The sequence below is a fragment of the Paenibacillus sp. GP183 genome, assembly GCF_900104695.1.
In the GTDB taxonomy this organism is placed as follows: domain Bacteria; phylum Bacillota; class Bacilli; order Paenibacillales; family NBRC-103111; genus Paenibacillus_AI.
In genome coordinates this window covers 676,783-700,590 of the sequence record NZ_FNSW01000001.1, presented here as the reverse complement: position 1 = coordinate 700,590, position 23,808 = coordinate 676,783, and the positions used below count along the sequence as shown (strand labels likewise).

The 23,808-nt window shown below is 49.2% G+C and carries 26 protein-coding genes and 1 pseudogene; all 27 read left to right on the top strand.

Features of this window, described 5'->3' with window-relative positions; translation table 11 throughout:
• Nucleotides 1–175 precede the first annotated feature (175 nt).
• Entirely contained in the window at nt 176–1,147 is a 972-nt protein-coding gene (locus tag BLV33_RS03480; RefSeq protein ID WP_090788314.1) for an ABC transporter permease, read from the top strand.
• A gap of 28 nt (nt 1,148–1,175) precedes the next feature.
• The gene (locus BLV33_RS03475) at nt 1,176–2,066 is read left to right on the top strand and encodes a carbohydrate ABC transporter permease (protein ID WP_090788312.1); all 891 of its coding nucleotides are present in this window, start codon (nt 1,176–1,178) and stop codon (nt 2,064–2,066) included.
• A 64-nt stretch (nt 2,067–2,130) separates the two neighbouring features.
• Nucleotides 2,131–3,693 carry an extracellular solute-binding protein gene (locus tag BLV33_RS03470; RefSeq protein WP_090788310.1) on the top strand — a complete coding sequence of 521 codons (1,563 nt, stop codon included), beginning with the start codon at nt 2,131–2,133 and terminating at the stop codon, nt 3,691–3,693.
• A 120-nt stretch (nt 3,694–3,813) separates the two neighbouring features.
• Nucleotides 3,814–4,599, top strand: a complete 786-nt coding sequence (locus tag BLV33_RS03465; RefSeq protein ID WP_090788308.1) for an SDR family NAD(P)-dependent oxidoreductase — start codon at nt 3,814–3,816, stop codon at nt 4,597–4,599.
• Nucleotides 4,600–4,615: 16 nt separating this feature from the next.
• Entirely contained in the window at nt 4,616–6,613 is a 1,998-nt protein-coding gene (locus tag BLV33_RS03460; RefSeq protein ID WP_090788306.1) for a YjhG/YagF family D-xylonate dehydratase, read from the top strand.
• Between the two features lie 4 nt (nt 6,614–6,617).
• Nucleotides 6,618–7,436: an SDR family NAD(P)-dependent oxidoreductase gene (locus BLV33_RS03455; protein ID WP_090788305.1), complete on the top strand. Its 819-nt coding sequence runs from the start codon at nt 6,618–6,620 to the stop codon at nt 7,434–7,436.
• 93 nt (nt 7,437–7,529) lie between these two features.
• Complete coding sequence (locus BLV33_RS29820) at nt 7,530–7,703, top strand: hypothetical protein (protein ID WP_253186957.1); 174 nt, start codon at nt 7,530–7,532, stop codon at nt 7,701–7,703.
• A 31-nt stretch (nt 7,704–7,734) separates the two neighbouring features.
• Nucleotides 7,735–8,502: an SDR family NAD(P)-dependent oxidoreductase gene (locus tag BLV33_RS03445; RefSeq protein WP_171908997.1), complete on the top strand. Its 768-nt coding sequence runs from the start codon at nt 7,735–7,737 to the stop codon at nt 8,500–8,502.
• A 34-nt stretch (nt 8,503–8,536) separates the two neighbouring features.
• Nucleotides 8,537–9,508 (top strand): sugar phosphate isomerase/epimerase family protein, encoded by a 972-nt coding sequence (locus BLV33_RS03440; protein WP_090788301.1) that lies wholly within the window; start codon nt 8,537–8,539, stop codon nt 9,506–9,508.
• 27 nt (nt 9,509–9,535) lie between these two features.
• Nucleotides 9,536–10,264 (top strand): SDR family oxidoreductase, encoded by a 729-nt coding sequence (locus BLV33_RS03435; protein ID WP_090788299.1) that lies wholly within the window; start codon nt 9,536–9,538, stop codon nt 10,262–10,264.
• A 26-nt stretch (nt 10,265–10,290) separates the two neighbouring features.
• Nucleotides 10,291–10,935: a ThuA domain-containing protein gene (locus BLV33_RS03430; protein ID WP_090788297.1), complete on the top strand. Its 645-nt coding sequence runs from the start codon at nt 10,291–10,293 to the stop codon at nt 10,933–10,935.
• Between the two features lie 2 nt (nt 10,936–10,937).
• Nucleotides 10,938–11,708 (top strand): SDR family NAD(P)-dependent oxidoreductase, encoded by a 771-nt coding sequence (locus BLV33_RS03425; protein ID WP_171908996.1) that lies wholly within the window; start codon nt 10,938–10,940, stop codon nt 11,706–11,708.
• A gap of 274 nt (nt 11,709–11,982) precedes the next feature.
• Nucleotides 11,983–12,558 (top strand): NADPH-dependent FMN reductase, encoded by a 576-nt coding sequence (locus tag BLV33_RS03420; protein ID WP_366414704.1) that lies wholly within the window; start codon nt 11,983–11,985, stop codon nt 12,556–12,558.
• Nucleotides 12,559–12,858: 300 nt separating this feature from the next.
• Nucleotides 12,859–13,623, top strand: a complete 765-nt coding sequence (locus tag BLV33_RS03415) for a ParA family protein (RefSeq protein ID WP_090788293.1) — start codon at nt 12,859–12,861, stop codon at nt 13,621–13,623.
• Nucleotides 13,610–13,852: a hypothetical protein gene (locus tag BLV33_RS03410; protein WP_090788291.1), complete on the top strand. Its 243-nt coding sequence runs from the start codon at nt 13,610–13,612 to the stop codon at nt 13,850–13,852. Before BLV33_RS03415 ends, BLV33_RS03410 begins: the two co-directional genes overlap by 14 nt.
• A 654-nt stretch (nt 13,853–14,506) precedes the next feature.
• Nucleotides 14,507–15,037, top strand: a complete 531-nt coding sequence (locus BLV33_RS03405; protein ID WP_090788289.1) for a hypothetical protein — start codon at nt 14,507–14,509, stop codon at nt 15,035–15,037.
• Nucleotides 15,038–15,501: 464 nt separating this feature from the next.
• Nucleotides 15,502–16,527, top strand: coding sequence for a glucosaminidase domain-containing protein (locus BLV33_RS03395; protein ID WP_090788285.1), 1,026 nt, complete (start codon nt 15,502–15,504; stop codon nt 16,525–16,527).
• 211 nt (nt 16,528–16,738) lie between these two features.
• Nucleotides 16,739–17,785: an ogr/Delta-like zinc finger family protein gene (locus BLV33_RS03390; protein ID WP_253186956.1), complete on the top strand. Its 1,047-nt coding sequence runs from the start codon at nt 16,739–16,741 to the stop codon at nt 17,783–17,785.
• 1 nt (nt 17,786) lies between these two features.
• Complete coding sequence (locus tag BLV33_RS03385; RefSeq protein WP_090788281.1) at nt 17,787–18,377, top strand: hypothetical protein; 591 nt, start codon at nt 17,787–17,789, stop codon at nt 18,375–18,377.
• A 269-nt stretch (nt 18,378–18,646) separates the two neighbouring features.
• Nucleotides 18,647–19,399 carry an amidohydrolase family protein gene (locus tag BLV33_RS03380; RefSeq protein WP_171908995.1) on the top strand — a complete coding sequence of 251 codons (753 nt, stop codon included), beginning with the start codon at nt 18,647–18,649 and terminating at the stop codon, nt 19,397–19,399.
• 13 nt (nt 19,400–19,412) lie between these two features.
• Nucleotides 19,413–20,162 (top strand): amidohydrolase family protein, encoded by a 750-nt coding sequence (locus BLV33_RS03375; protein WP_090788275.1) that lies wholly within the window; start codon nt 19,413–19,415, stop codon nt 20,160–20,162.
• Nucleotides 20,163–20,618: 456 nt separating this feature from the next.
• Entirely contained in the window at nt 20,619–21,185 is a 567-nt protein-coding gene (locus BLV33_RS03370) for an RBBP9/YdeN family alpha/beta hydrolase (RefSeq protein ID WP_171908994.1), read from the top strand.
• A 114-nt stretch (nt 21,186–21,299) separates the two neighbouring features.
• Nucleotides 21,300–21,629 (top strand): GyrI-like domain-containing protein, encoded by a 330-nt coding sequence (locus BLV33_RS03365; protein ID WP_290439037.1) that lies wholly within the window; start codon nt 21,300–21,302, stop codon nt 21,627–21,629.
• A 129-nt stretch (nt 21,630–21,758) separates the two neighbouring features.
• Nucleotides 21,759–22,268: a GyrI-like domain-containing protein gene (locus BLV33_RS03360; protein ID WP_090788270.1), complete on the top strand. Its 510-nt coding sequence runs from the start codon at nt 21,759–21,761 to the stop codon at nt 22,266–22,268.
• A gap of 19 nt (nt 22,269–22,287) precedes the next feature.
• A complete protein-coding gene (locus tag BLV33_RS03355; protein ID WP_090788268.1) occupies nt 22,288–22,782 on the top strand; it encodes a GyrI-like domain-containing protein in 495 nt (164 codons plus the stop codon).
• Between the two features lie 14 nt (nt 22,783–22,796).
• Complete coding sequence (locus tag BLV33_RS03350) at nt 22,797–23,333, top strand: GyrI-like domain-containing protein (protein WP_090788266.1); 537 nt, start codon at nt 22,797–22,799, stop codon at nt 23,331–23,333.
• An 8-nt stretch (nt 23,334–23,341) separates the two neighbouring features.
• Nucleotides 23,342–23,463 (top strand): annotated as a pseudogene (locus BLV33_RS29815) (GNAT family N-acetyltransferase); the annotation flags it as partial.
• Between the last annotated feature and the right edge of the window lie 345 nt (nt 23,464–23,808).

Genomic DNA, 23,808 nt, shown 5'->3' with positions numbered 1-23,808 from the left:
CCGCTGTCCGACGACCAGGTCGTAAAAAACGCGGCTTTCTTTATAAAATCCACAATAATTCACTTTCGATTTTCACGGATTGTACACGAATACGAGAATTGTACAGTGTACAGATCCGCCCCCCAATCGCTATGATGTGCACAACACCAATCCAAACTGTGGAGGTAGTCGGACAATGGGAACCAAGCCCGCAAGCCTGAGCCGTCCGGTGGACCTGAGCTCGCGAATGCCGAAGAAAGGCTTCTGGTACGAGCTCAACAAGAACAAAATCATGTTTCTGATGCTGCTGCCAACCCTCGTATTTTTTATTATCAATTCGTACCTTCCCATGGCGGGCATCTATTTCGCGTTTACCCGTTTCGATTTTAACGGAGGCTTGTTCGGAAGTCCGTTCGTCGGCATTGAAAACTTCAAATTCCTGACAAAGTCAGGTGATCTGCTGCGCATCACGTTCAATACGGTCGGCTACAACGTTGTCTTCGTTATTCTCGGGAACGTACTCGCGATGGTGATCGCCATCATGCTCAGCGACGTGACCGGTAAGTGGTTCAAGAAAATATCCCAATCGATTATGTTCCTGCCCTACTTCGTGTCGTTTGTCCTGCTGAGCGCGATCGCTTACAATACGTTCAATTTCGAAACGGGATTTGTAAACGCTACCATGAAAACGCTGGGAATGGAGCGCGTTGATATTTACAACACGCCCTGGATGTGGCCGTACTTGATCACCTCCTTTTACTTGTGGAAAACGATCGGTTACCACTCCGTCATTTACTTGGCGGCAATCACAGGTATCAGCCACGATTATTATGAAGCTGCCGATCTGGACGGAGCAAACATTTTTCAGAAAATCTGGTTCATCACCGTACCGATGCTGAAGCCGACCTTTATTATTCTACTGCTGTTCTCCGTGGGCAGCATCATGAAAGGACAATTCGAGCTGTTCTACCAGCTGGTCGGGCAGAACGGTTTGCTCTTCAACGTCACCGACATTATCGACACGTACGTATACCGCTCCCTGAGGGTCAACTTCGATATCGGCAGCGCGACGGCAGCTGGATTGTACCAATCCTTTTTCGGTTTCGTGCTCATTATGACCGTGAATTACATCGTCAGAAAAATTAACGAAGATTACGCGCTATTCTAGTCCATTGCAGAGAGGAGTGACCGCCGGCATGAAGATTCGAGCTTCGGGCTATACGCGGGCGTTCAATATCGTTGCCGTCTTCGTCATCGTGATCGTCAGCATCGCATGCTTATTTCCGATAGTCCTGATTCTTTCTGGCTCGCTTACCGATAACAACTCTATCTTAAAGGACGGCTACCACTTGATTCCGAAAGTGTTTTCCCTGGATGGCTACGCTACCGTGTTCGCCTTTCCAGATACCGTCTTGCGTGCGTACGGCGTTACGATCTTTACAACCTTAGTCGGCACCACCATCGGCCTTCTGTGCATCACGATGGCTGGCTACGTTCTGCAGCGCAAAGATTTCAAATACCGCAACGGCTTCTCGTTCTTCATCTACTTTACGACGATGTTTAGCGGCGGTCTCGTTCCGTGGTACATCCTGATCACCAAATATTTGATGCTTACCGACAGCATGTGGGCGCTGATTATGCCGCTGCTGATGAATCCGTTCCTCATCATCTTGATGAAGAGTTTCATGAGATCGACGATCCCCGATGAAATTATCGAATCCGGCAAAATCGACGGGGCCAACGATTTCGTTATTTTTTACCGGATCATCATCTTTATCGCGATGCCCGGCATCGCTACGATCGGCCTGTTCCTGGCTATCGGCTACTGGAACGACTGGTTCCTGTCGTCCTTATACATCAACGACCCGCACAAATATCAGTTGCAGTTCTATTTGTACAATTTCATCAACAACGTGACCGCCATGAACCAGCTGTCGCAAAGCGGTGTGTCCATTACCAGGGACGTGCCAGCGGAAACGGTCAAGATGGCGATGTCCATCATCGTAACAGGCCCGGCGATTCTGATTTATCCGTTCGTCCAGCGTTATTTTGTGAAAGGCTTGACGATCGGAGCTGTGAAAGGTTAGAACCGTCGATCCTAGCGCGGGACCGGTGGCTAACATAAAAAAGCATATTACGGGAGGGTAAACAATGGGACGCAAGTTTTCCAGGCTTCTGCTGGCGGGTTTGGCAGCCTCGGTATTGATGGGCGTACTGGCAGCCTGCAGCGGGAACAATACACCGACAACGGGAACGGCACAAAGCAGTACCAAGGGATCGTCGAATCTGGATAAATCCAAGCGGGTGGAACTGCAATTTTATATGGTCGGGGATGCCCCGAAGGATTTGCCGGTCATTGAAGCGGAGGTCAACAAGCTGGCCTTGGCGGATCTGAACGCGACCGTGAAATTCAACTACACGACTTGGACCGAATATGAGCAAAAATACAAGCTGCTGCTCACTTCCGGCCAGCCGATCGATCTGATCTATACGGCGACCTGGCTGCAATACCAGACGTATGCCAAGAAAGGAGCATTCCTGCCGCTCGATGAAATGCTGCCGAAGATAGCGCCGGTTCTGAATAAACATGTGACTCCCGAGATGTGGAACAACGCCAAGATCGACGGTAAAATTTTCACCGTACCGTCCACCTTCAAGGAATACACACCGGACGGCGCCCCGTACAGGGAAGATCTTCGCAAGAAGTACAATTTGCCTAAGCCGGAATCGCTCGAGACGATCGAGGCTTATCTGGACGGGATCAAGAAGAACGAGCCGGGGCTTATTCCGGTATCAGACACACAGAACGCCTTCGCGCTCGGATTGTACCAATTGCTGCCGGCGCTCAAGAACAATTTGACTGGTGATTGGCTGAAAAATTACGGACTGCAGTTCAGCTACGACAATCCGCGCGGCATCAATTCGTACTGGGGTTCGCCCGAGCATCTGCAAATGCTGAAGCTGTACAAACGATGGGCCGACAAAGGCTTCTGGTCCCGCAATCAATTGAACGCCACTGCCGGCGGACACGATGTATTCGCCAGCGGCAAAGCGGCAATTGCCCTTCAGGGCGAGAACCCGGTCCGCTTCAATGACAGTGTGACGAAAATTAAATCTGTCCATCCGGACTGGGAGATCGGGTATTTCCCTTATACGGAATTTCGCGGCTTCGCTGTACCGAACCCGCCGATCGGCAACGGCTACGCCATTCCAAAGAGCAGCAAAAATCCGGAAAGAGCGCTTGCGTTCTACGAGAAGCTTGTTACGGATAAGAGGTACAATCTGCTGACGTCCTACGGCATCGAAGGAAAGAACTACAAGGTGGTCGACGGCCATTACGAGATGATCGGCGACAGCAGCACGAACGGCTTTCCTCGCGAGGGGATGAATTCTTGGGCGTGGCGCAATCCCAATTACATGCTTTTCGATAAGAGCTTCGATCAAGTGCTGGATATGTTCAAGAAGATGGATACGATGTATAAGCCTGCTTACTTCAGCGGTTTCGCAGAAGACTACTCGTCCTATCAAGCGGAGAGAGCCGCGCTGGAGCAAGTCAGTACGCAGTATCTCAAGCCTCTTGAAGCAGGCAATGTGGAGGATGTCGAAGCCGGTCTGAAGCAATTCATGGAGAAAGCCAAGGCTGCCGGTCTCGAGAAAATCCAGAAAGCCTACATTGAACAGTGGAAAAAATATATGGATGAGATCGGCAAGTAAGTCGTTCTGATTGATTGCGTCGATTCGAAAGTGAGAACCTAAGTCTCCTATGACGGCTTAGGTTCTCCTTTATCCATAATTCGCTTGGACGTTTCACATTCCGTCTTTGAGGTGATGTTGATGAAAGGATTTGATTTGAGCGGCAAAAATGCGCTCGTTACCGGTTCCAGCCGGGGCCTGGGAAAGCAGTATGCGCTCGATCTCGCCGATGCCGGCGCCAATGTTGTCATTCACGACGTCAACGAAGAAGCGGCCGCACAGTTTGACGAAGCGGAGTCCGGCAGCGCCGTGGCCGCGGAGATTGCCGAGCGATTCGGGGTGAAGGCGGTTTTCCTCGCCGCCGACCTGGCCGATCCATCGCAAGTGAAGCGGCTCATCGACAGCTCCATCGAGCTGCTGGGGTCGATCGACATCTTGGTTAACAATGCGGGCGGCGACATCGGTGCGGCGGCGCCTCGCCCGGACCCGAACGATGCGCTGGATATCCCGATCGCGGATATCCAATCGGTCGTGGAACGGAATTTACTGTCCACGATGTATGCCTGCAAATACGCGGGTCTGCATATGCGCGACAGACGTGCCGGCAAAATTGTGAATGTCGGCTCAATCGCCGGCCATATTCCCGTCAAACAGGGCATTATTTACGCCGCAGCAAAGATGGGCATTTCGCAATATACGCGTTCCCTTGCCGAACAGCTTCGCCCTTTCGATGTAAATGTGAACTGCATCGCGCCAGCGCCGACGTATACGGCCCGTTTCCTCGCGACGCGGACGGTGCGCGGGCAAGAGGAGCTATCCCGGCTGCAGCGAATCGCAGAGCCCAAGGATATGTCGGATATCGTTATGTTCCTGTGCGGCCCGCAGTCGGATGCGCTCTCGGGAGAAACGATCGTATGCTGGAAATAACATGGAGGGGTGAAGTATGAAATCGGGCTTATCGTACATAATCGGGGACGAAGATAGCACGATGTACTCGCTTCAGACGCATGCCGCCGGACCTCCGGGATCTTTGCCCCTGACCGACGAGATGCTGCTGCATGCTCCGAGCGGCGATCTGTTCGGGCTCAGCCAGAACGTCGGTATGGGGTGGCAGGCGGACCGGCTGAACGGCAAGCAGGTGCTCATCCTCAGCACGCAGGGCGGCTTGCGCGCCGAGGACGGGACGCCCGTCGCGCTTGGATACCATACCGGCCACTGGGAAGTCGGTCTGCTGACGAAGGAGGCGGCGCTGGAGATCAGAGCCCTTGGCGGCATTCCATTCGCCGGGTATGTCAGCGATCCGTGCGACGGCCGTACGCAAGGCACGACCGGGATGTTCGATTCGCTTCCTTACCGCAACGATGCGGCGATCGTCTACCGACGCTTGATCCGCTCGCTGCCGACCCGTAACGGCGTCATCGGGGTCGCCACTTGCGACAAAGGGCTGCCGGCGATGATGATCGCGCTTGCGGCGATGCACGAGCTGCCCTGCGTTATCGTGCCCGGAGGCGTCACACTGCCCCCGACGCACGGCGAGGATGCGGCGAAGGTTCAGACGATCGGCGCCCGTTATGCGCAGGACCAAATTACGCTGCAGGAAGCGGCGGATATGGGCTGCCGAGCCTGCGCGACGCCCGGAGGCGGCTGCCAATTTCTCGGGACGGCGGGCACAGCCCAGGTCGTCGCCGAAGCGCTCGGCATGGCGCTCCCCCATTCCGCCTTGGCACCGTCGGGGCAGCCGATATGGCTGAACATCGCCCGGCAATCGGCCAGAGCTGTGCATTGGATGACGATGAACGGCATCGCTATGAAGCATATTTTGTCGGATGCATCGATCGAGAATGCAATGATCGTCCATGCCGCGTTTGGCGGATCAACGAACTTGCTGCTTCACATTCCGGCGATCGCTCATGCCGCCAAGCTCCGCATTCCCGATGTCGCCGACTGGAACCGGGTCAACCGCAGCGTCCCGCGTCTTGTCAGCGTGTTGCCGAACGGTCCTGAGCATCATCCGACCGTGCGGGTGTTTATGGCCGGCGGCGTTCCGGAAGTGATGCTGCACCTGCGCAAGCTCGGGCTGCTCGACGAATCGGTGAACACGGCCGGCGGCGATAAGCTGTCCGCTGTGCTGGATTGGTGGGAGCAGTCGGAGCGCAGGTTCGAGATGAAGAAGCGTTTGCTCGAATTGGACAACGTTCAGGCAGACCAGGTCATTATGAGTCCGGATCAGGCTAAACGGAGGGGATTGACCTCGACCGTTACGTTCCCGATGGGGAACCTTGCGCCGGAGGGCTCGGTCATCAAGTCTACGGCGATCGATCCGTCCGTTGTCGGGGCGGACGGCGTATATCGACATACCGGGACGGTAAAAGTGTTCACGACAGAGCGGGCGGCGGTGAAGGCGATCAAGGACGGCGGCATCGCCGCAGGAGACATTATGGCGCTGATCGGAAGAGGGCCGTCCGGCACCGGCATGGAAGAGACATATCAGTTGACGTCGGCGTTAAAGGTGCTGCCGTTCGGCAAGCATGTGACGCTGATAACGGATGCGCGGTTCTCGGGAGTATCCACAGGTGCCTGTATCGGGCACGTAGGGCCCGAGGGGCTTTCCGGAGGCCCGATCGGCAAGCTGTGCGACGGCGATATCGTGGAAATCGAGATCGACCTGAACCGGCTCGAGGGAACGATCCATTTCGTAGGCATCGCAGAGTCCCGGGTCTCTCCCGAAGAAGGAGCACGAATTCTTGCCAAAAGGACCGCCCATCCTGCCATGGCCGCCGATCCGCAGCTTCCGGACGATACGCGCTTGTGGGCGGCGCTGCAGGCCGCAAGCGGCGGCACCTGGCGAGGAAGCATTTACGATGTGGACCGGATACTCGAAGTTTTGAATGCTGGTCAGCAGGTATTGCGGCAAAGCCATCCGACAGAGGCGAAGGAGTGACCGTATGGCGAGAAGCACCGGAGACGGAAGAACCGCTCTCGTAACGGGAGGCAGCCGCGGGATCGGACGCGGCATCGCCCTTTCGTTGGCCCATGAAGGATATACGCTTGCGATTACGCATTACGGGGACGACGGGCCGGCCGCATCGACTGCGGAAGAAGTCCGGCTCGCTTCGGGGAAAGACTGCTTCGTCCTTCCCGGCGATCTCCGCGTCCTCGGCATTGTCGAAGCGACGGTTCAAGCGGCGATAGAGGTGATGGGACGGATCGACGTCCTGGTCAACAATGCCGGCATCAGCCTGTTCGATCCGGTCGATGAGCTATCCGTCGAGCGTCTGGACGACACGATATTCCTGAACTTCCGCGCGCCGCTTCTTCTGATGAGAAACGTATCCCGGCATATGATCCGGCTCGGCATTCGCGGCAGTATTGTCAATATCACGTCGTCCCGCGCGGAGAGAGCCTACCCTCGGGATGCTGTATACGGCGGCTTGAAGGCCGGTTTGAAGAGAGCCTCCGAATCCGCGGCGATGGATCTCGCCCCTTACGGGATCCGGGTCAACTGCCTCGCTCCCGGCGCCATTCTCGTTCGCGAGCGGACGCCGCGTCACGACAAGCTCGGCGAAGCGATTCCGCTCGGCCGAATGGGACTGCCCGATGATATCGGCCGAGCGGCGGCGTGGCTCGTCTCTGACGCCGCGTCCTATGTAACCGGGACGACGCTGCGCGTCGACGGCGGACTGATCGTGCCGGGAATGCCGGAGGACGGAGTCAGTTATTGGGGAGCCCATCAATCGAATAAGAGAAGAGATCAAGAGCCATGAGCCCGCGCTAACGATACGAGATGTGAAGACGATTCTGACGGCTCCGGACGGCATTAATCTGTCTTCGTCAAGATCGAAACGTCCGAGCCCGGCTTGTACGGACTCGGCTGCGCCACCTTTATCCAGCGTTATTTGGCTGTGGCGACGGCCATCGATGAATACCTGAAGCCGTTCCTGATCGGCAAAGATCCACAGCGCTTTGAAGACATCTGGCAGACGGCCACGGTAAGCTCCTACTGGCGCAACGGGCCGATGAAAGCGGGATAAAATTAGCTTATCGCGAAAGGGTGCTGCAGAAGTGGCAAACGACATGTTCAATCTTACGGGGAAAGTCGCTCTCATTACAGGCGGCGTGCAAGGACTCGGGTATGAATTCGCCCGGACGCTAGCCGCCGCCGGAGCGAGCGTCATCGTGACGAGCCGCTCCGAAGAGAAGGCTGACGCGGGCGCGCAGCAATTGGCTGCGGAGTCGGAGGCCGAGACGCTCGGAATCGCGGTAGATGTTACGCAATCCGAGCAGGTTAAGGAGATGATAGAGCAGGCCGTCAGCCGCTTTGGCCGCTTGGATATTCTCGTCAACAACGCCGGGATCAACGTGCGCAGAGCGATTGTCGAATATGAGGAGAGCGACTGGGATGCCGTATTGGGCACGAACCTGAAGGCGCCGTTTCTGTGCGCCAAGGCTGCCGCGCCGTATATGATTCGCCAAAGGTTCGGTCGCATTATCAACATGTCGTCCATGCTGGGACAGATCGCGCTTCCGGAACGATCTGCCTACTGCTCGAGCAAGGGCGGCCTGATTCAGTTGACCAAGGTCATGGCGCTGGAATGGGCGCCGTTCGGGATTACCGCCAATGCGGTATGTCCAGGACCATTCGCTACCGAGATGAATAAGAGTGTGATCAATAACCCACAAGCCAATCAATATTTCCTGGATCACCTTCCCGTGAAACGATGGGGCGATCCGCAAGAGCTGACGGGGCTCATCCTGTACTTGGCTTCCGATGCATCCAGCTTCATGACGGGCTCCGCGATAACAATCGATGGCGGTTGGACAGCCGAGTGATCGGTCCGGCCCGCCTAATTCTGGGAGGTTGCCTATGAAATTCGGCTTAACGGCTTACGGTACCACCTTCGACATGGGCATTCATCCGCAAAGCGGCAAGCCCAGGATCGATGCGATCGAATTCGTGCATCGAGCGGCGCGCTACGGATTTGAAGGGGTGGAAATCCCGCTCGATATGTTGGCGAAATCCGACATCGATGCCGTCCGCAGGGAAGTGGAACAATCCAACATGTTTGTCACAATTGCGGCGGGGGGATATGATGTCGAAGCGTTGAAGGAAGCTCTTCTCATCGGGCAGCACGTCGGCGCCGTCACCGTTCGCACCGTTGTCGGCGGCGCCGATTACGGCGGCGACCGGCGACATATGAAGGGGAAATGGCAGCCGTTCCTAGATGTCTTGACGGATAATTTCAAGCGAGTGACGGAAACGGCCGAAGCGGTCGGCGTCAATCTAGCCGTCGAGAATCACCAGGATCTCGCCTCCGAAGAGCTGTTGGAGCTGTGCCGCACAATCGGTTCGGATCGGTTCGGCATTACGCTGGATACGGCCAATGTACTGGCGACGGCGGAAGAACCGATCGACTATTACAACCGGGTGGCGGCGAATGTGAAGAACATCCATCTGAAGGATTACAAAATTTACTGGAGCGAAGAGGGATACCGGCTTGTGCGCTGCGCTGTAGGGCAAGGCGCCATTCCGTTCCCCGAGCTGCTGCGCATCTTCGCGGAGAGTAATCCCAGCATCACGATGTCGCTGGAGCACGGCGCCCTTGTTGCCAGACACGTGCGCATTCTTCGGGAAGACTATTGGACCGAATACCCGCCGCGGACTGCAGCCCAGCTGACAAACGTCATGCAATTCGTTCACAATCACGCCCGTTCCTCCGGCGAGTGGCGGACCCCTTTCGAGCAAGGAGAGAGTCCAGAGCGTATTTGCGACTATGAGCGGAATGAACTGGCGGCCAGTATCGCTTACTTGCAAGCGCTTGAGGCGATTTACGGCTGACGGGCCGTCACAGGAAAGGAGAATGATATGTCGAATTCATACGCATGCGTAACCGGAGCGGACAGGGGTTTGGGCTACACCTTGACGGCGCAGCTGCTCCGGAGACATTTTACCGTATTTGCGGGAAGGTACATGAACGATTGGGATCAATTGGACGGCCTAGCGGCACAGTATCCGAAGCAATTGATTCCGCTTGAACTGGACGTTTCAAGCGACGACAGCGTGAATCGCTTCGGAGCCTCCATCGCCGAGCGGACCGATCGCCTCGAGATCGTCATCAATAATGCAGGCGTCGCGGGCGATTTGGAGCAAAGCATTTACAATCGGATGAATATGGCGAACATGCTATCCATGTTCAATGTAAATACGCTCGGTCCGCTTCGGATTACGGCTGCGTTTGCTCCGCTGCTGCTGCGCGGGGAGTCGAAGCTGCTCGTCAATATTTCGTCCGAAGCCGGACAAATCAACCAGACGTGGCGAGAAGGATGGTATGGTTACTGCATGTCCAAGGCGGCGCTCAACATACAGTCCAACATCGTCCATAACGAGCTGAAAAGCAAAGGAGGACGTGTTCTCGTCATCCACCCGGGCTGGATGAGGACGTACATGAGCGGAAAGTTGAGCGAAGAGGGCAACCTGTCCGCTGAGGAAGCCGCCGCTCACATTGTGGAGACGATGTTTCGCTACCGGGATGCGAAAGAGATTCCCGCGCACCCGGCGTTTCTCGATTACAAAGGAGACGAGATGCGCTGGTAGCTGGCCAAGAAAGGAGATTGCCAAATATGCAGTCTAAACGAAAGGCTTTACTGCTGGGCGACAACGTTCATGCGCAGTATCATCCACTCCAAGCCGTCGAACGGGAGCTGATGGAGCTTCTGGAAGACAGATTTGACATCGACAGTACCGAAGATTACGAGATCATGAGCGGAAACGGATTGGCACCATACAATTTATGCATCGGATATACCGACAGATGGGGGACGCCAGCTGCTTCATCGCAGGTTGGCGGTTTGCTTGGTTATGTCGCCGGAGGCGGCGGCTTACTCGTTCTTCATAACGGGATATCGCTGCAAGCTCGGTATGAACTAAGCCAGTTAATCGGGGCCAAATTCACCGGACATCCGCCGTACGGACCGCTCGCCTTTCATAAAACGGACGTCGATCATGAAATTGTTCAAGGTATAGAGGACTTTACTATGGAAGAGGAGCCGTACCAGTTCGAGACGGACCCTTTCACTAAAACGACCGTGCTGCTCGAGTATTTGCATGAGGGGACGAGAAGACCCGCCGCCTGGGCGCATGAATTTGGCTTGGGACGTGTAGCGTATTTGATGCCGGGTCATCATATACATTCGTTGAAGCACCCGATGTACCGCAAGCTGATTGTGCAATGCAGTCTTTGGGCGAGTTCAGGAGGAAGGGGATAACGATGGGAAAACGGCTGAACAGCAAAGTGGTGGTCGTCACGGGAGCAACGAAGGGAATCGGCAAAGGGATTGCGTTAATGTGCGCAGAGGAGGGCGCAGCGGTCGTCGTAAATGGCAGGAATGAGCAGGACGGATTGGCCGTTGTCCGCCAAATTGAGGAAAGCTGCGGCACCGAGGCGATGTTCGTCCAAGGGGATATTAGCTCGGAGGCTGCCTGCCGGCAGCTGATTGACGCCGCAGTCACGCGCTTTGGAAGGATCGACGGTCTTGTCAATAACGCCGGCATTTTTCCAAGAGGATCGATGATCAACACGACGGAGGCGTTGTATGATTCCATATTCGCCGTCAATATGAAGGGCGCGTTCTTCTGCTCCATGTACGCCATTCAGGCGATGCAGAAGAATGAAGGCGGTTCCATCGTGCAGATCGGGTCCACGAACGGCTACAAGGGCGGGAAGGATTTGGCCGCCTATTCCTGCTCCAAAGGCGCCATGCTCACCTTGAATCGGCATATCGCCGCACACTACGGAAGCGACCGGATTCGTTCCAATTGGGTTACCGTCGGCTGGGTGGCTTCCGAAGGGGAGATCGAGTTGTATCAAAATATGGGCATAAGCGAATCCGAGCTCCGCAAGCGAGGCGAAACGTATATCCCATCCGGCCGCATGCAGACGCCTGAAGATATTGCGTACGGTACGGTTTTCCTCTTATCCGACGAATCTACCCAGGTTACCGGCACCGAGCTGCATATTAACGGGGGAATCGGCTTGTAACGCAGGGAAGGCGCTCGTATGCAAAGTCGATGAGACCCGTGTCCCGTACGGTATGCTAGCGGTTTGGTTTCTTAGGCAGTGCAGCGTCATCCAAGTGTCGAGTGACAAGAGCATGTACTCATTAATTGCCGCGTATATCGCGGCTTTTATATTTTATGTGAACAAGTTCTTGTCATTTGCAGATGACAAGAACATGTACTCATTCCCGACGAAGCAAATATTATAGTCCCATTGACTATGACATTAATGTTATGGTTTACACTGAAGATATCAAATGGAAACGGTGGTGAACCAAATGGAGCATCAAAGTCATGTAGTGTTAGGCATATCCGGAAGTCTGCGCAAGCAATCGTCTAATACTTGGTTACTCTCGTCCATCGGAGGAATGATGCCCACCGGCATGGAGTTTCGTATATATCAAGGGCTTGCGTCTTTACCTCATTTCAGTCCAGACTTAGACGGTGACGAATCTCAATCGCATGACTCGGTGCGCGAATGGCGGGAGGAGCTGCGATCGGCGGATGCGATCGTGATCTGTACACCGGAATATGCTCGAGGAGTGCCAGGTTCGCTCAAAAATGCGCTGGATTGGGTCGTTTCTTCGGGTGAGTTCATGAACATGCCGACGGCCGTCATAAGCGCTTCTCCACATCCGGATGGTGGCGCAACAGCACTGCAATCGCTGATACTGACTCTAAAAATGATGAACGCGGCTATACCGGACGAAGCATCGCTTGCCGTTCCTTTCGTCAGTAAGATGTTCGGGCCGAATGGTAGCGTGACGGACACTAATATCTTGTCCTCACTGCTCAATTTGGTTAGGGCGCTGTCGCTTGCCATTCCGGAGTAATAACGATTTAAAGCGGCTATGTGTCGCGAAAGCGAATATGTTTGTGTCGTCCGACTGTCGGGTGACAGCGGGTTTTTTATTTTATCGGATCATTTTCTTGTCATTTCTCAGTGTCAAGAATATGATCCGATTGCCGAACTATGCCAATTCCGATTGCCGATTGTGGCGCACAGGTTAGGCATTGGACTTCCGAGATAATCGCATACTTCGAGGAATCTCAATGCATGACCCCCTTTTAAATACATCTATTGTAGAATTATATACAGGAATACAGATTTACAGAAATAGGGAGGAATGGGCATGGGAGCTATCATTTCAATCGGTAATCAAAAAGGCGGTGTTGGCAAAACGACAACCACGGCAATTACGGGGTATCTTCTCTCTAAGAAGTACAAGGTTCTCTGTGTGGACTTCGATAGCCAAGGCAATTTGACACAGTTTCTTACTCAACGAGATATACACGATTACTCCAAAATGACCATTTTAGAGGCATGTAAAAACAGGAATCCCACCCCCTACATCCGCAAGTTAACCTACAATCTTCACTTGATACCGGCTGATGAAATGCTTGCAACTCTGCCCATGCTTTTCCATCAAAATCCTTCAAAGGGTTCGACCGTTTTGAGAGATACACTACAAAAAGTAAAGGCCAGATACGACTACATACTTATTGATTTACCTCCAAATCTCGGAGAGCACACTATTAATGGTTTAGTGGCTTCAGACTATGCAATCGTCATGCTACAATGCGAACCAATGTGTTATGACGCGCTGGACAGATACATCGCAACAATGTTTCACATCAAAGAGGTTAAAGAGCTGGACCTTGTTTTATGCGGTATATTGCCAACAATGATCGATTCTAGAACAATCATTGATAAAACTATCATTGATAGGGTAAGGAGAGAATACGAGGGAGTTGTTTTTCGAACGGAAATAAAGCGAAGAAATAGAATCAAGGAGTTTTCTATTACAGGAATACAGGAATACAGTAATACGGATACATCGGCACTAAGCAATTATAGAAATTTTGTCGAGGAGCTGGAGCAGCGTGTCCAAGCGTGATGCGATTGAGCAGTTATTAGGAAAACGGAAGAGTCAAGAAATACAGGAAACTGTAAATACAGGTATACAGAAATCTGTAAAGAAAAAAGCGACATTTGATTTCGATGATCAATTCCATACTGAGTTAAAGATATTCGCCGCGAAACAGAATAAGAAGATGGTTGATGTTGTGGTAGAGGCTGTGAAAGAGTATATGCGAAGACATAAAAATACCCCACCGGTCGAGTAGGCCAAATGATGTCGGGTGAAAAGGACATTATCTAATTAAGTGCCACGTAAATGGCGGTTTTTTTATGAGATAAAGTTGTTGTCATTGGTAATTGACAAGAACTCATTACTTTTGGATCTATCAGGCACATATACTACATGCCGAATTACTGGACAAGAGTTCGTATTGAAAGAGACCCACAGACCGGTTGATTGCGGTTACTGTGGGTCTTAGTGTTATATTAAAAAGGGGGTCGACTTTTATTATAGGCTTGCTTCATTATCGCTGTGTCAAAATCAGATTACATTTTTATTTATTAGAAATCCATTCAAGATCAAAAAAGCATGTCTTTCGAAGGTTAACGAGTTCCGTTTTGAGGTGTAAAAATTTATTTGACACACAATTTGACAAATGTATTGGCATTAAAGAATGCAAAAAAGATGGCTAAATTGCCATCTTTTTTCATTGAATGATTTTACTTTCTACTAAATAATGTGGTTAAAATAATCCATAATTGCTTCTTAAGGCTCAAAGGGAGAAAAGCATGCCAAAACAACGCAAACTGATAGAACCTTCAGACTTAGAACGATTGCGAGTATTTCAACATTTTTTGATTATTATTGTTAATAAAATGAAAAACTAAATCCATATGCTGTTTGCGAGGAGGGACAGGTCTTGCCCAAAATTACGCAAAGTGTTCCTTATGGCTATGAGCCGCCTGTAGATCAGGTAAAAGGAACGCTCATCTATTACGATTCGTTCGAACAAACGTGGGATAAGGAACTGGATGTTGCGGCAGAAACGGCAAGAGTCCGTTCATTCGCGAGATTCGTGCTGTATCCGATTCATGAGGAAACAATGAAGAGGATATCCATAAGTCCGGTAAGCCCATACTATAAACGAGAGAAGCGGCTATACGAATGGAAGCAGAAGCGGGGGAGGGAGAATGTTGCGATAGACGTCTGGGAAGGAAAAAGGAAAAAATATACGCCAATCGATTTGGCACTTCGCCATCTGACGGAAACATTACCTGCTCCTCATTTTATATATGTCTCTCCTGAGATGGCGAATTCGTTCGCTTCGTTCTATTCCTTTGAAGAATGGATCGTAAAGATTAGGCTGATATTGTCATCGGAGCCTACCATACTTCATCCGCAATTAGAAAAATACCGCGATCGGTGGAACTCAGCAGAAAGCCAGGAATGACACTGTGTTAATCAATACTCGTGTGCCTCAACCACTGCCCTATTTCGCTGTCACGATGCAGGCGATGCTCGTTATCGCATCTATGAATTTGATAAAACTCGCTACTTGGCTCTGGAAGTCAAGTGGCGGTAAGCATAGATCGGTTGTTTATCTACTTCAAATGGACATAATCATAACAAACTCCCTCGCTGCGTGAGCAGCATAGGGAGTTGTCTTCAATCTGAAGCATCCGAGAGGATGCTTTTTTTCATATTTTTCAGGTCATTGGACGTAAATATTATGTTTTCTGACTGTTTGTATAATATTACGACAATTTAAGTTCGAAACGGTCACCGACAAAGTGACATGCTTCTCGAGAGAGTTTGTGTACAATCTTTTTAGTTCGTCATCTATTTTCTCTTTTGTGGAATATAAAGGATATTTATTAAAGACACAAATGAATCTATCAGAGAGGGGTGCTAAACATGCGTAATAAACTTAAAAATCAAATATTTGCTTTTATACTATGCGTGACGGTCCTATGTACGATGGGCTTTGGTATCGACAATCGGATAAACAATCATCCTGAGAACGTTTCTAAACCATCCGTGGAAATCGACTCGAAAGAACAAGCTGCAGATTACAATAAGCTGTCTATCATACAACCCGATACTGATACTGTTGTCCCTTTAAATAGCAGCGCACCGGAATCACACCCTGTACAAATGACCGAGGAGCAGCGCAGTACAACAGATCTGACAAATACAACGGTACCAGAAGCAAAATATGAGGTTACAGCTTACTATCTCAATGTACGTGAGAATGCGGATGTGACATCGAATATACTTCATGAAGTTACGAAAGGCAGTATTCTTGAAGTCCTTGAAGCAACCAGCAATGGGTGGCTCAAGCTGAAGATCGGAGGCTATGTCAATGCTAACTACGCTAAATTGTACAACGGAGACGTTAAACAATCTGCACCTGTAAACCAATTGTCGGTTGAACAGACCACAGTTAAAAACGCTGTTGGACAAGCATCCCAGCCCGCATCCAATATCAAAACAGCCGGACCCAGTAAACCAACGTCTTCGGTTAAATCGGAATCCGGTCTAACCGTAGAGCATATTGCAAAAATCTTTGAAGGAACTGACCTGGAAGGTCAAGATCTGGAGAGAGCGATATTGGAAAATGAGCAGGAGTACGGTATAAACGCATTCTTCACCATCGCTGTAATGAAACTGGAAAGCGGCCATGGAAAGAGCCAATTAGCCAAAACCAAAAACAATTTGTTCGGGCTGAACGCAGTTGATAGCGATGCTTACAATCAGGCCCTTAGTTTCAAAACGAAGGAGGAAGGTATCCGCAAATTCGGGAATATCATTTCCGAATTCTATATCGACAAGGGATTAACAAGCGTAGATAAGGTAGCCGGCAAATACTGTGCTGCAAATTCCAATTGGCCGGCTTTAGTTAAAAATATCATGAATAGCGATTATAAAAAGTTATTATAAAAAGTAAAAAAACCTTGGAAAAAACCTACATGTCAAAGTGGTGTATCCACGCTTGGTTAAATATCATCTAACACAAGTAATTTTTGTTGCGTTGATTGTGATTATTGGAATACTGGTGAAAAAAAACTACGACAGCAAGATTGACTAGCAGGAATTTCCAATCTTTTATCGAAAGTATAAAGGTCAGAATTTATTGTAGGAGATGACCTTAATGCTTGAGAAAAATAGATTGGGTGCTGCGCCCAGAGTTTACTTCAGACCTGAGTTTAAAAAATGTCCGCACTGTGAGTCAAAATTGCGGAGAACCCATACAGCATGGGAGAAAAAGATTGTCACAACAAACGGAATCATCCATGCATGGAGTATGGCTTATGCTTGCAAAAATCTAGATTGTACACATACAGGAGTTGCGTATAAATCTGCTGAAGCTGAGATGCTTAGCATGAAGCATTCCTCATATGGATATGATGTGCTTGCTCTCGTTGGAGAACTGCGCTTTAAGCAGCATCGAACAGTTAAAGAAGTTGCTGATGCGTTGAATGAACGAGGTATTCCAACGAGTGAAAGGCATGCTCAAAATTTGTACGAACGCTATCAGACGTTGCTTTCTGCGAGTTTGGATGATCATGTAAACAAAGTACTTGCAGAGACTACCGAACAAAATGGCGGCGTCATCTTATCGATGGATGGCGTTCAGCCTGAGAAAGGGAATGAAACTCTATATGTCCTACGCGAAGTATTCAGCGGCACGGTACTCGCTGCACAAAACATGAAGAGCGGAACGGCAGAAGAGCTGAAGACGCTCATTGAACCCATCATGGAGTTGGGCTATCCAATTGTAGGTATTGTAAGTGACGGGCAAAAATCCATTCGGCTGGCATTTGAGACCTTGTTACCGGATGTGCCTTACCAATACTGTCAGTACCATTATCTGAAGGACATAGCCAAACCCATTGTCGAAGCCGATCGTAAATTAAAAATGGAACTCAAAAAAAGCATGCGCGGGATTCGGGACATCGAACGAAAAATAGAACAGGCTGAGATCCAAGCATCCGAGACGGGGAAAACGGAACAGCCAGATTCGGAAACTGCTGAAATTACCGAAGCGCAGATTGCCAAGGGATATGTGGCAGCTGTCCGAGCCTTGCTCCTAGAAGACGGAGATCCACCATTGGAGCTTCCTGGATTAATGATTTATGAACGTGCACAAGCGATTCAGGCTTCTTTACAAAGATGCTTGAGTAAAAAAAGAGCCTAGTTTGCTTCAAAATATTATCAGAATATTCAGCAAAATAGATGAAATGAATCCTGTTTATGAAGCCGTATCGCGGCTAATGAAACCGATGGATTATATCGCCATTATCCTTACCCCTGGTGAAGATAAAACTAGCGAGACGGTTGAATGGGAGCTATCAATGTTACTGAATTGGGTAAAACAAACCTACACGCTTGAGAATGACGAACTCATGGTTAACAATTTACTCAACTTTTCCAAAGGGTTTTGGAGAGGTCTATTCACTTGTTATGATCATTATTACATTCCAAGAACAAATAATGACTTGGAGCAATTCTTTCGACAGACGAAGGCTAGTCACCGTCGAATTACAGGACTTCGTAACTGGAACAGCTACATCGTACGCAATGGTGAAATGATCGTATTGGTGAACGATGCGCTTCGTCAAGAGCATGTGATTTCACGACTGCGTTCCGTTTCCTTTAGTCGTTATAAAGCACGGAAAGCACAGTGGGACCAGCGTTTAACCTGTGTCATATTACGTAAAAAGTTTAATCGCAATACCGAAGGCTACCTCAACGACTTAGAGCATAAATGGAATTTATTGAACAGTTAGTTGATTATGCTGTCGTAGAAAAAAAAGAGAAGTAATTCGTAATAATTAAATTAGTCTTGCTATCCTTCGAGGAAGCAGGATTATTCATTTTTAGGTAGGTTTGCTTCATTTGGATGCATAATTCTGAGCGCCATTTTTTTGTTCTGGAATCCGTATTCATGCGAGAGTAATGCTACGGTTCAATCATTTTTATGATGTTGATTGTTCCCGCATTTATAAGTATCATAAACTCATTCGAGAGTCTATTAAAAAAATAAGGAGGAATAAGGTTGGTCGACATTATTGATTCCCACACGCACGTTGATAACTTTGAAGCTTACGGTTGGATTGATCCGCCGGAAAAAATCATTGATTTGCTGGATGAAGCAAAAATTCAAAAGGCTGTAATTATGACTTATTGCGATGTACCGGTTTTGAAGGAGGATGGGCTTTCTTACATTGCAGAGGCTGTTAAAAAATTCCCCGATCGACTGATTGGTTATGCGCGTCTTCATCCTCAAGCAAAAGCGAAAGCGATCCGATTGCTTGAGGAAGCCGTTCTGGACATGAATTTCAAGGGACTTAAGTTCCACTCCGAAAGCATTTCGACGCATCCCTACCATGAAGCTTCCCTTGCCATGATTCGAAAAGCGGGGGAACTGAATATTCCAACCTTATTTCATTGCGGGGATGAATCGATGAGCTTGCCTTTGCAAATCGCAAAAGCGGCGGAGAGCTGCCCGGACTCCAAAATTATTTTAGGTCACATGGGAGGCTATTTTCATGTCGATGATGCTCTTCTTGTCGCCGAAAAATACGAAAACATTTACCTGGAGACATCCGCCATGCCTTATCCGGACAAAATTAAGGAAGCCGTAAAAAGGATCGGAGCAGAACGGGTGTTGTTTGCTAGTGACGGGCCCGGATGCAACCCGGATTTAGAGGTAAAGAAAATCAAGTTTGCGGATCTTTCGGAGAAGGATTACAAGCTAGTGATGAGTGAGAATTTTGCCCAAATTTTGGAAAGAGTCAAGAGAAGGTAGGTGAGAGACACTTATGATCATAGATTCACATGTCCACGTAGGAAAATCGATTTTTGGATACGAATTAACGCCTGAAGTTCTTTTGGAGTCTATGCGTCAATACCAGATCGATGTTTCTGTCATTAGTCCCGTGCAGCCTATGAACTACCACCTGGAAACCGAGAATGATTATATTTCGGAACTGACACAACAATATAATAAACACTTTATCGGGTTTTGTCGGGTGGATCCAAGGCAAGGGGAGAAGGCTTTACTCGAGGTTACCCGTTCGATAACGAAGTTGGGATTAAAAGGGGTATTCCTCCATCCATGGGAAGAAGGATATCGTGCCAATGCCGATGTTGTCGTTCCGGTTGTAAAACTCGCTGCTACCATGGAAGTGCCTGTTATGATTGCCACCGGCTATCCTTGGGTATCTCATGCGCTGCAGGTAGCCGATTTGGCAGGAAAGGTACCTGATGCCAATATCATTATGACCAATGGAGGGCAAATCAACATCAGCGGCATGGCCCAAGCCGATGCTTATCTGGCGATGAGAGAACGACCTAATCTATATATTGAAACTTCGGGTGTGTATCGTCAGGATTTCATCGAAAATTGTGTTCAGGAATTTGGAGCAAATCGGGTTTTGTTTGGAAGCAATGCACCCAAAATGACTCAAGGGTTCGAATTGGAACGCGCGATATCTGCGACGAAGAAAAATCAAACGATTCAACAGGATGTACTAGGTTATAGCTTAAAGCGTTTATTAAAAATGGATTAATTAATGGATGGATTAAAATGTCGGTGTCGGGAGTCATGAACTTTGTCCCATAAAATGTCGCGAAATCGCGACTTTTTTTGTTTATGGGATCAAGTTCTTGACACTGGGCGATGCCATGAACTTGATCCCATTCCCGACGGTAGACCCGGTGTCATTACGCTAAGGGGCAGCATTGTGTAGCAAACCAGAAATTTTCTGTAAATAAATGTTCCCACCATCAGTATGGTAATATTATGAAAAAGGCAATTTGTGATGGTTTTAAGGAACCCTCTGTGCTATGTCTTTTCACCCTAAGGCGGCAAATATATCTGCTTTCAAGTTTGCTTGTCTGTATCTTTTCATTTTGTTGGTTAAGCGTGTCATTTGGGTTCGGAAGTATGTAGTCTCACACACTTGAAGTGTATCTTTCTAATTGGTATCATGTTCAACCACAATACTCTTGGGAGGGTTAACATCGTGAATAAAAGTTTTCTTATTTTATATGGAATCGGCGGGAGTGGTACTTCTCATTGGCAATCATGGCTACACAAAGAGTTAGTAAATCGAGGTAAAAAGAGTTACTTTCCCGATTTTCCAGACAAAGACCAACCCAATAAGGAAATCTGGCTTAGTCATCTAACTTCTCTTCTTGATGCTATTCCCGAAAATGAAGAAGTTACAGTTGTTGCTCATAGTTTAGCCTCTATAATGTGGTTTCACTATGCGACTTCATTTCCTAAACGCAAGGTGAAAAGAGCAATTCTTGTTTCACCCCCGTCACCGTTTTTGGAATACCCACCCGTTATGACTTTTTTCCCTATTCCTGAAAATATGGGTGAGGTAGTATCTGGAGCAGAGAAAACGCTTTTTGTTCTGTCCTCTACAGACCCCTATTGTACACTTGAAGATGCTATTAAGTACATGGGACTCGAAATTCCGTTCATCATTCTTCCTAAAATGGGACATATCAACGTGGAATCGGGTCATGGTCCTTGGGAATGGATTCTTGATGTATGCCTCAATGAAAAAGTTTCCCTAATCTAACATTCAACGTACTTTGAGCCGAGAAATCCTCAATGACTCGAATACAAAGGGAGAACAAAAATGGAGAGTGAATTCAATGGAGATTGAAATTATTCAAACTAGTAATATCTCTGTGTGACATATGGAATATCTCCACCAAATTACAAAAAGAATAATGGGATGGTTGACTTTTATTGTTGTTTTGAAGTGGAACCTCTTGAAAATTTACCGCAAGGAATGGTCCATATACATTTATTGCCTCGTACTTACTCAATGACACGTTATAGGGGATCGGTTAGTCAGACGGTAACAGCTTATGATTACACGACTAAATGGCTGGATGAAAACGGATATACCAATGATGATGTAGCTTATTATTTTGAGAGATATGACGAGAAGACAATAAGAGAATTAAATGATGAACGAAATGAAATAAAAATATTCTGTCCTGTAAAGAAGAAATGAGCGTTACTAAACAAAAAAGCGTTTACAAGGGAACATACGTACGATATAATTTTTATATGGATAAAAATTCCATGCCATGGCAAGCGCGTGCGTTTCAACCACACATTAAAATAAGGAGAATGACTACTCATGATTATCGAAACTAAAATCATCGAAAAACCTGCCTTCAGCGTTGTTGGAATTACCGAAACGATTCATTTTGATAAGTCTGTGCCACCGTCCGAGAACGCCATTGCCAAGCTGTGGGGTGAATTCAGTAAGCGCATTCCAGAAGTTTCTAGTCAGCTCGGCTGGCGAAGCTACGGACTCATGCTGCAAAATCCGGACAACCCGCCCGGCGGGCCGTTCAATTATACGGCCTCTGTGCAAATCTCTCAGTACGGCGAAATTCCCAATGGCATGACGCGCATCGAAGTACCGGCTGCGCGCTATATCGTGCTGACGCATCGGGGTCCTCTTGACGGCATCGGTGATGCCTTTGGGCATTTTTGGGGACATTGGCTTCCGAACAGCCCATACGAGTATGACGGAGGCATCCGAACCGGTAAATATGAATTCGAGTTTTATGACCAGCGCTACACGAAGTCAGACGATCCGAACTCCGAGATTGACTTGTATTTCCCCATTCGAGCGAAATAACACAAGGAGGGCTTAAGCGATGGTGAAGACGGAACCGGTAGTGGAGAAGCGACTTTCTTTTACGGTGGTTGGGGTGACTTACGAGGCTACTTTGCCTCAGGTGATCGAAAAGGATTTGGGCAAAAACGCTTATAACACGGTGTTGGCGCGGCGAGAAGATTTTAAAGGCAGAGAGTCGGATGCGGTTATTTTGGTGCAAGTGTATCCGATGAAACCGGGATTTAATCCGCATGTTGACCCGTTTACCCAGCTCATCGGCTATCGGGTAGCGGATGGTTCTCCTGTGCCCGAGGGAATGGTGGCACGCGTGTTTCCGCCGTGCGAATATGTAATGTGCACGCACCGCGGTCCCGAATCGGAACTTGGCGCTACGTACGACAAGCTGTATGGAAAATGGATGCACGAACACGGCCGGCGGTCGGCCGGTTTCGATTTTGAGGTATGGGATGAGCGGTTTCAACCAGAAGAGCCGAATAGTGAAATCGATTTGTTTGTTGCTTTGGCGGGCGACTAAAGGAGCGATGGTGCATGAAGGAGAGGTTTATTTTGCAGGATACTTTGACAGTTAAATTGGTAGAAATGGAACCATTCAAAGCGCTGGCGGTGCGGACGGGGATGACGCCGGATAAGAGCGGGACGCGGGTTGCGTGGAGCAAGCTGACGGCGGAGGTGCCGCTAGACGATGCAAGGCTTAAGATAGGGCTGGCAGCGTATGTGTTTATTCCGCAGGAGCAATGGGGCAAGGAGGTTGATACGCTTTGGGTCGGGATGGCGGTTCACGAATTCGGCGAAGTGCCGGATGGCGTAGAGACGCTTCAAGTGAGAGGTGGGCTGTGTGCGAGCGCTCGCGTGCACGGGGATGAAGCGCACATGTGGCGCGTTTATGAAACGATGTTCGCATGGCTTGAGCAGTCACCTGATTATGAGCTCGATAAGCGCGAGGACGTACTAGGAATGGAGACGGTTCCGCTTGAACCGTTGAACGCGTTGACGATACCTTATGAATCAATAGAGACATTCGATTTTATGATGTTCTACCCTGTGCGCAAAAAGTCGGGAGTTTGATGACCTTATTTAAATTTGTTATGACGTCAACTTTGGCTAATGAAGAGGGGCATAGCAATTCTACAGAATGTTAGGAAACCGGGATGCAGGGTGTTTATTACTGGAAAACGAGCCATTAGAAATCATTTGACTCAACTGCATATGGGGTTGTGCTCAATGCTGTTGTACAAATTTCAACGATTTACGGCGACCAAACGAGCGCTGCGGGAGGGCCAACCGATGCTCAAACCCTAGTCGGTTCTGCTATCCTCACTATCCCTGAAGCTTCCACTATTACGCTCCGTAATGTTGGTGCTACAGCTGATATCCTAGTTACCACCATTGATGGGGCAACTATTGTTAATGCCTCTATCCGACTTGTCAAAATTAGTTAGGATACTTCACGTGATTTAAAATTTTTTTGGCAAGCTCAGAGCACCTGTAAAGGTGCTCTTTTTGATCTAACTGTTGTAGACACTTAAATGCCTGGCCAGCA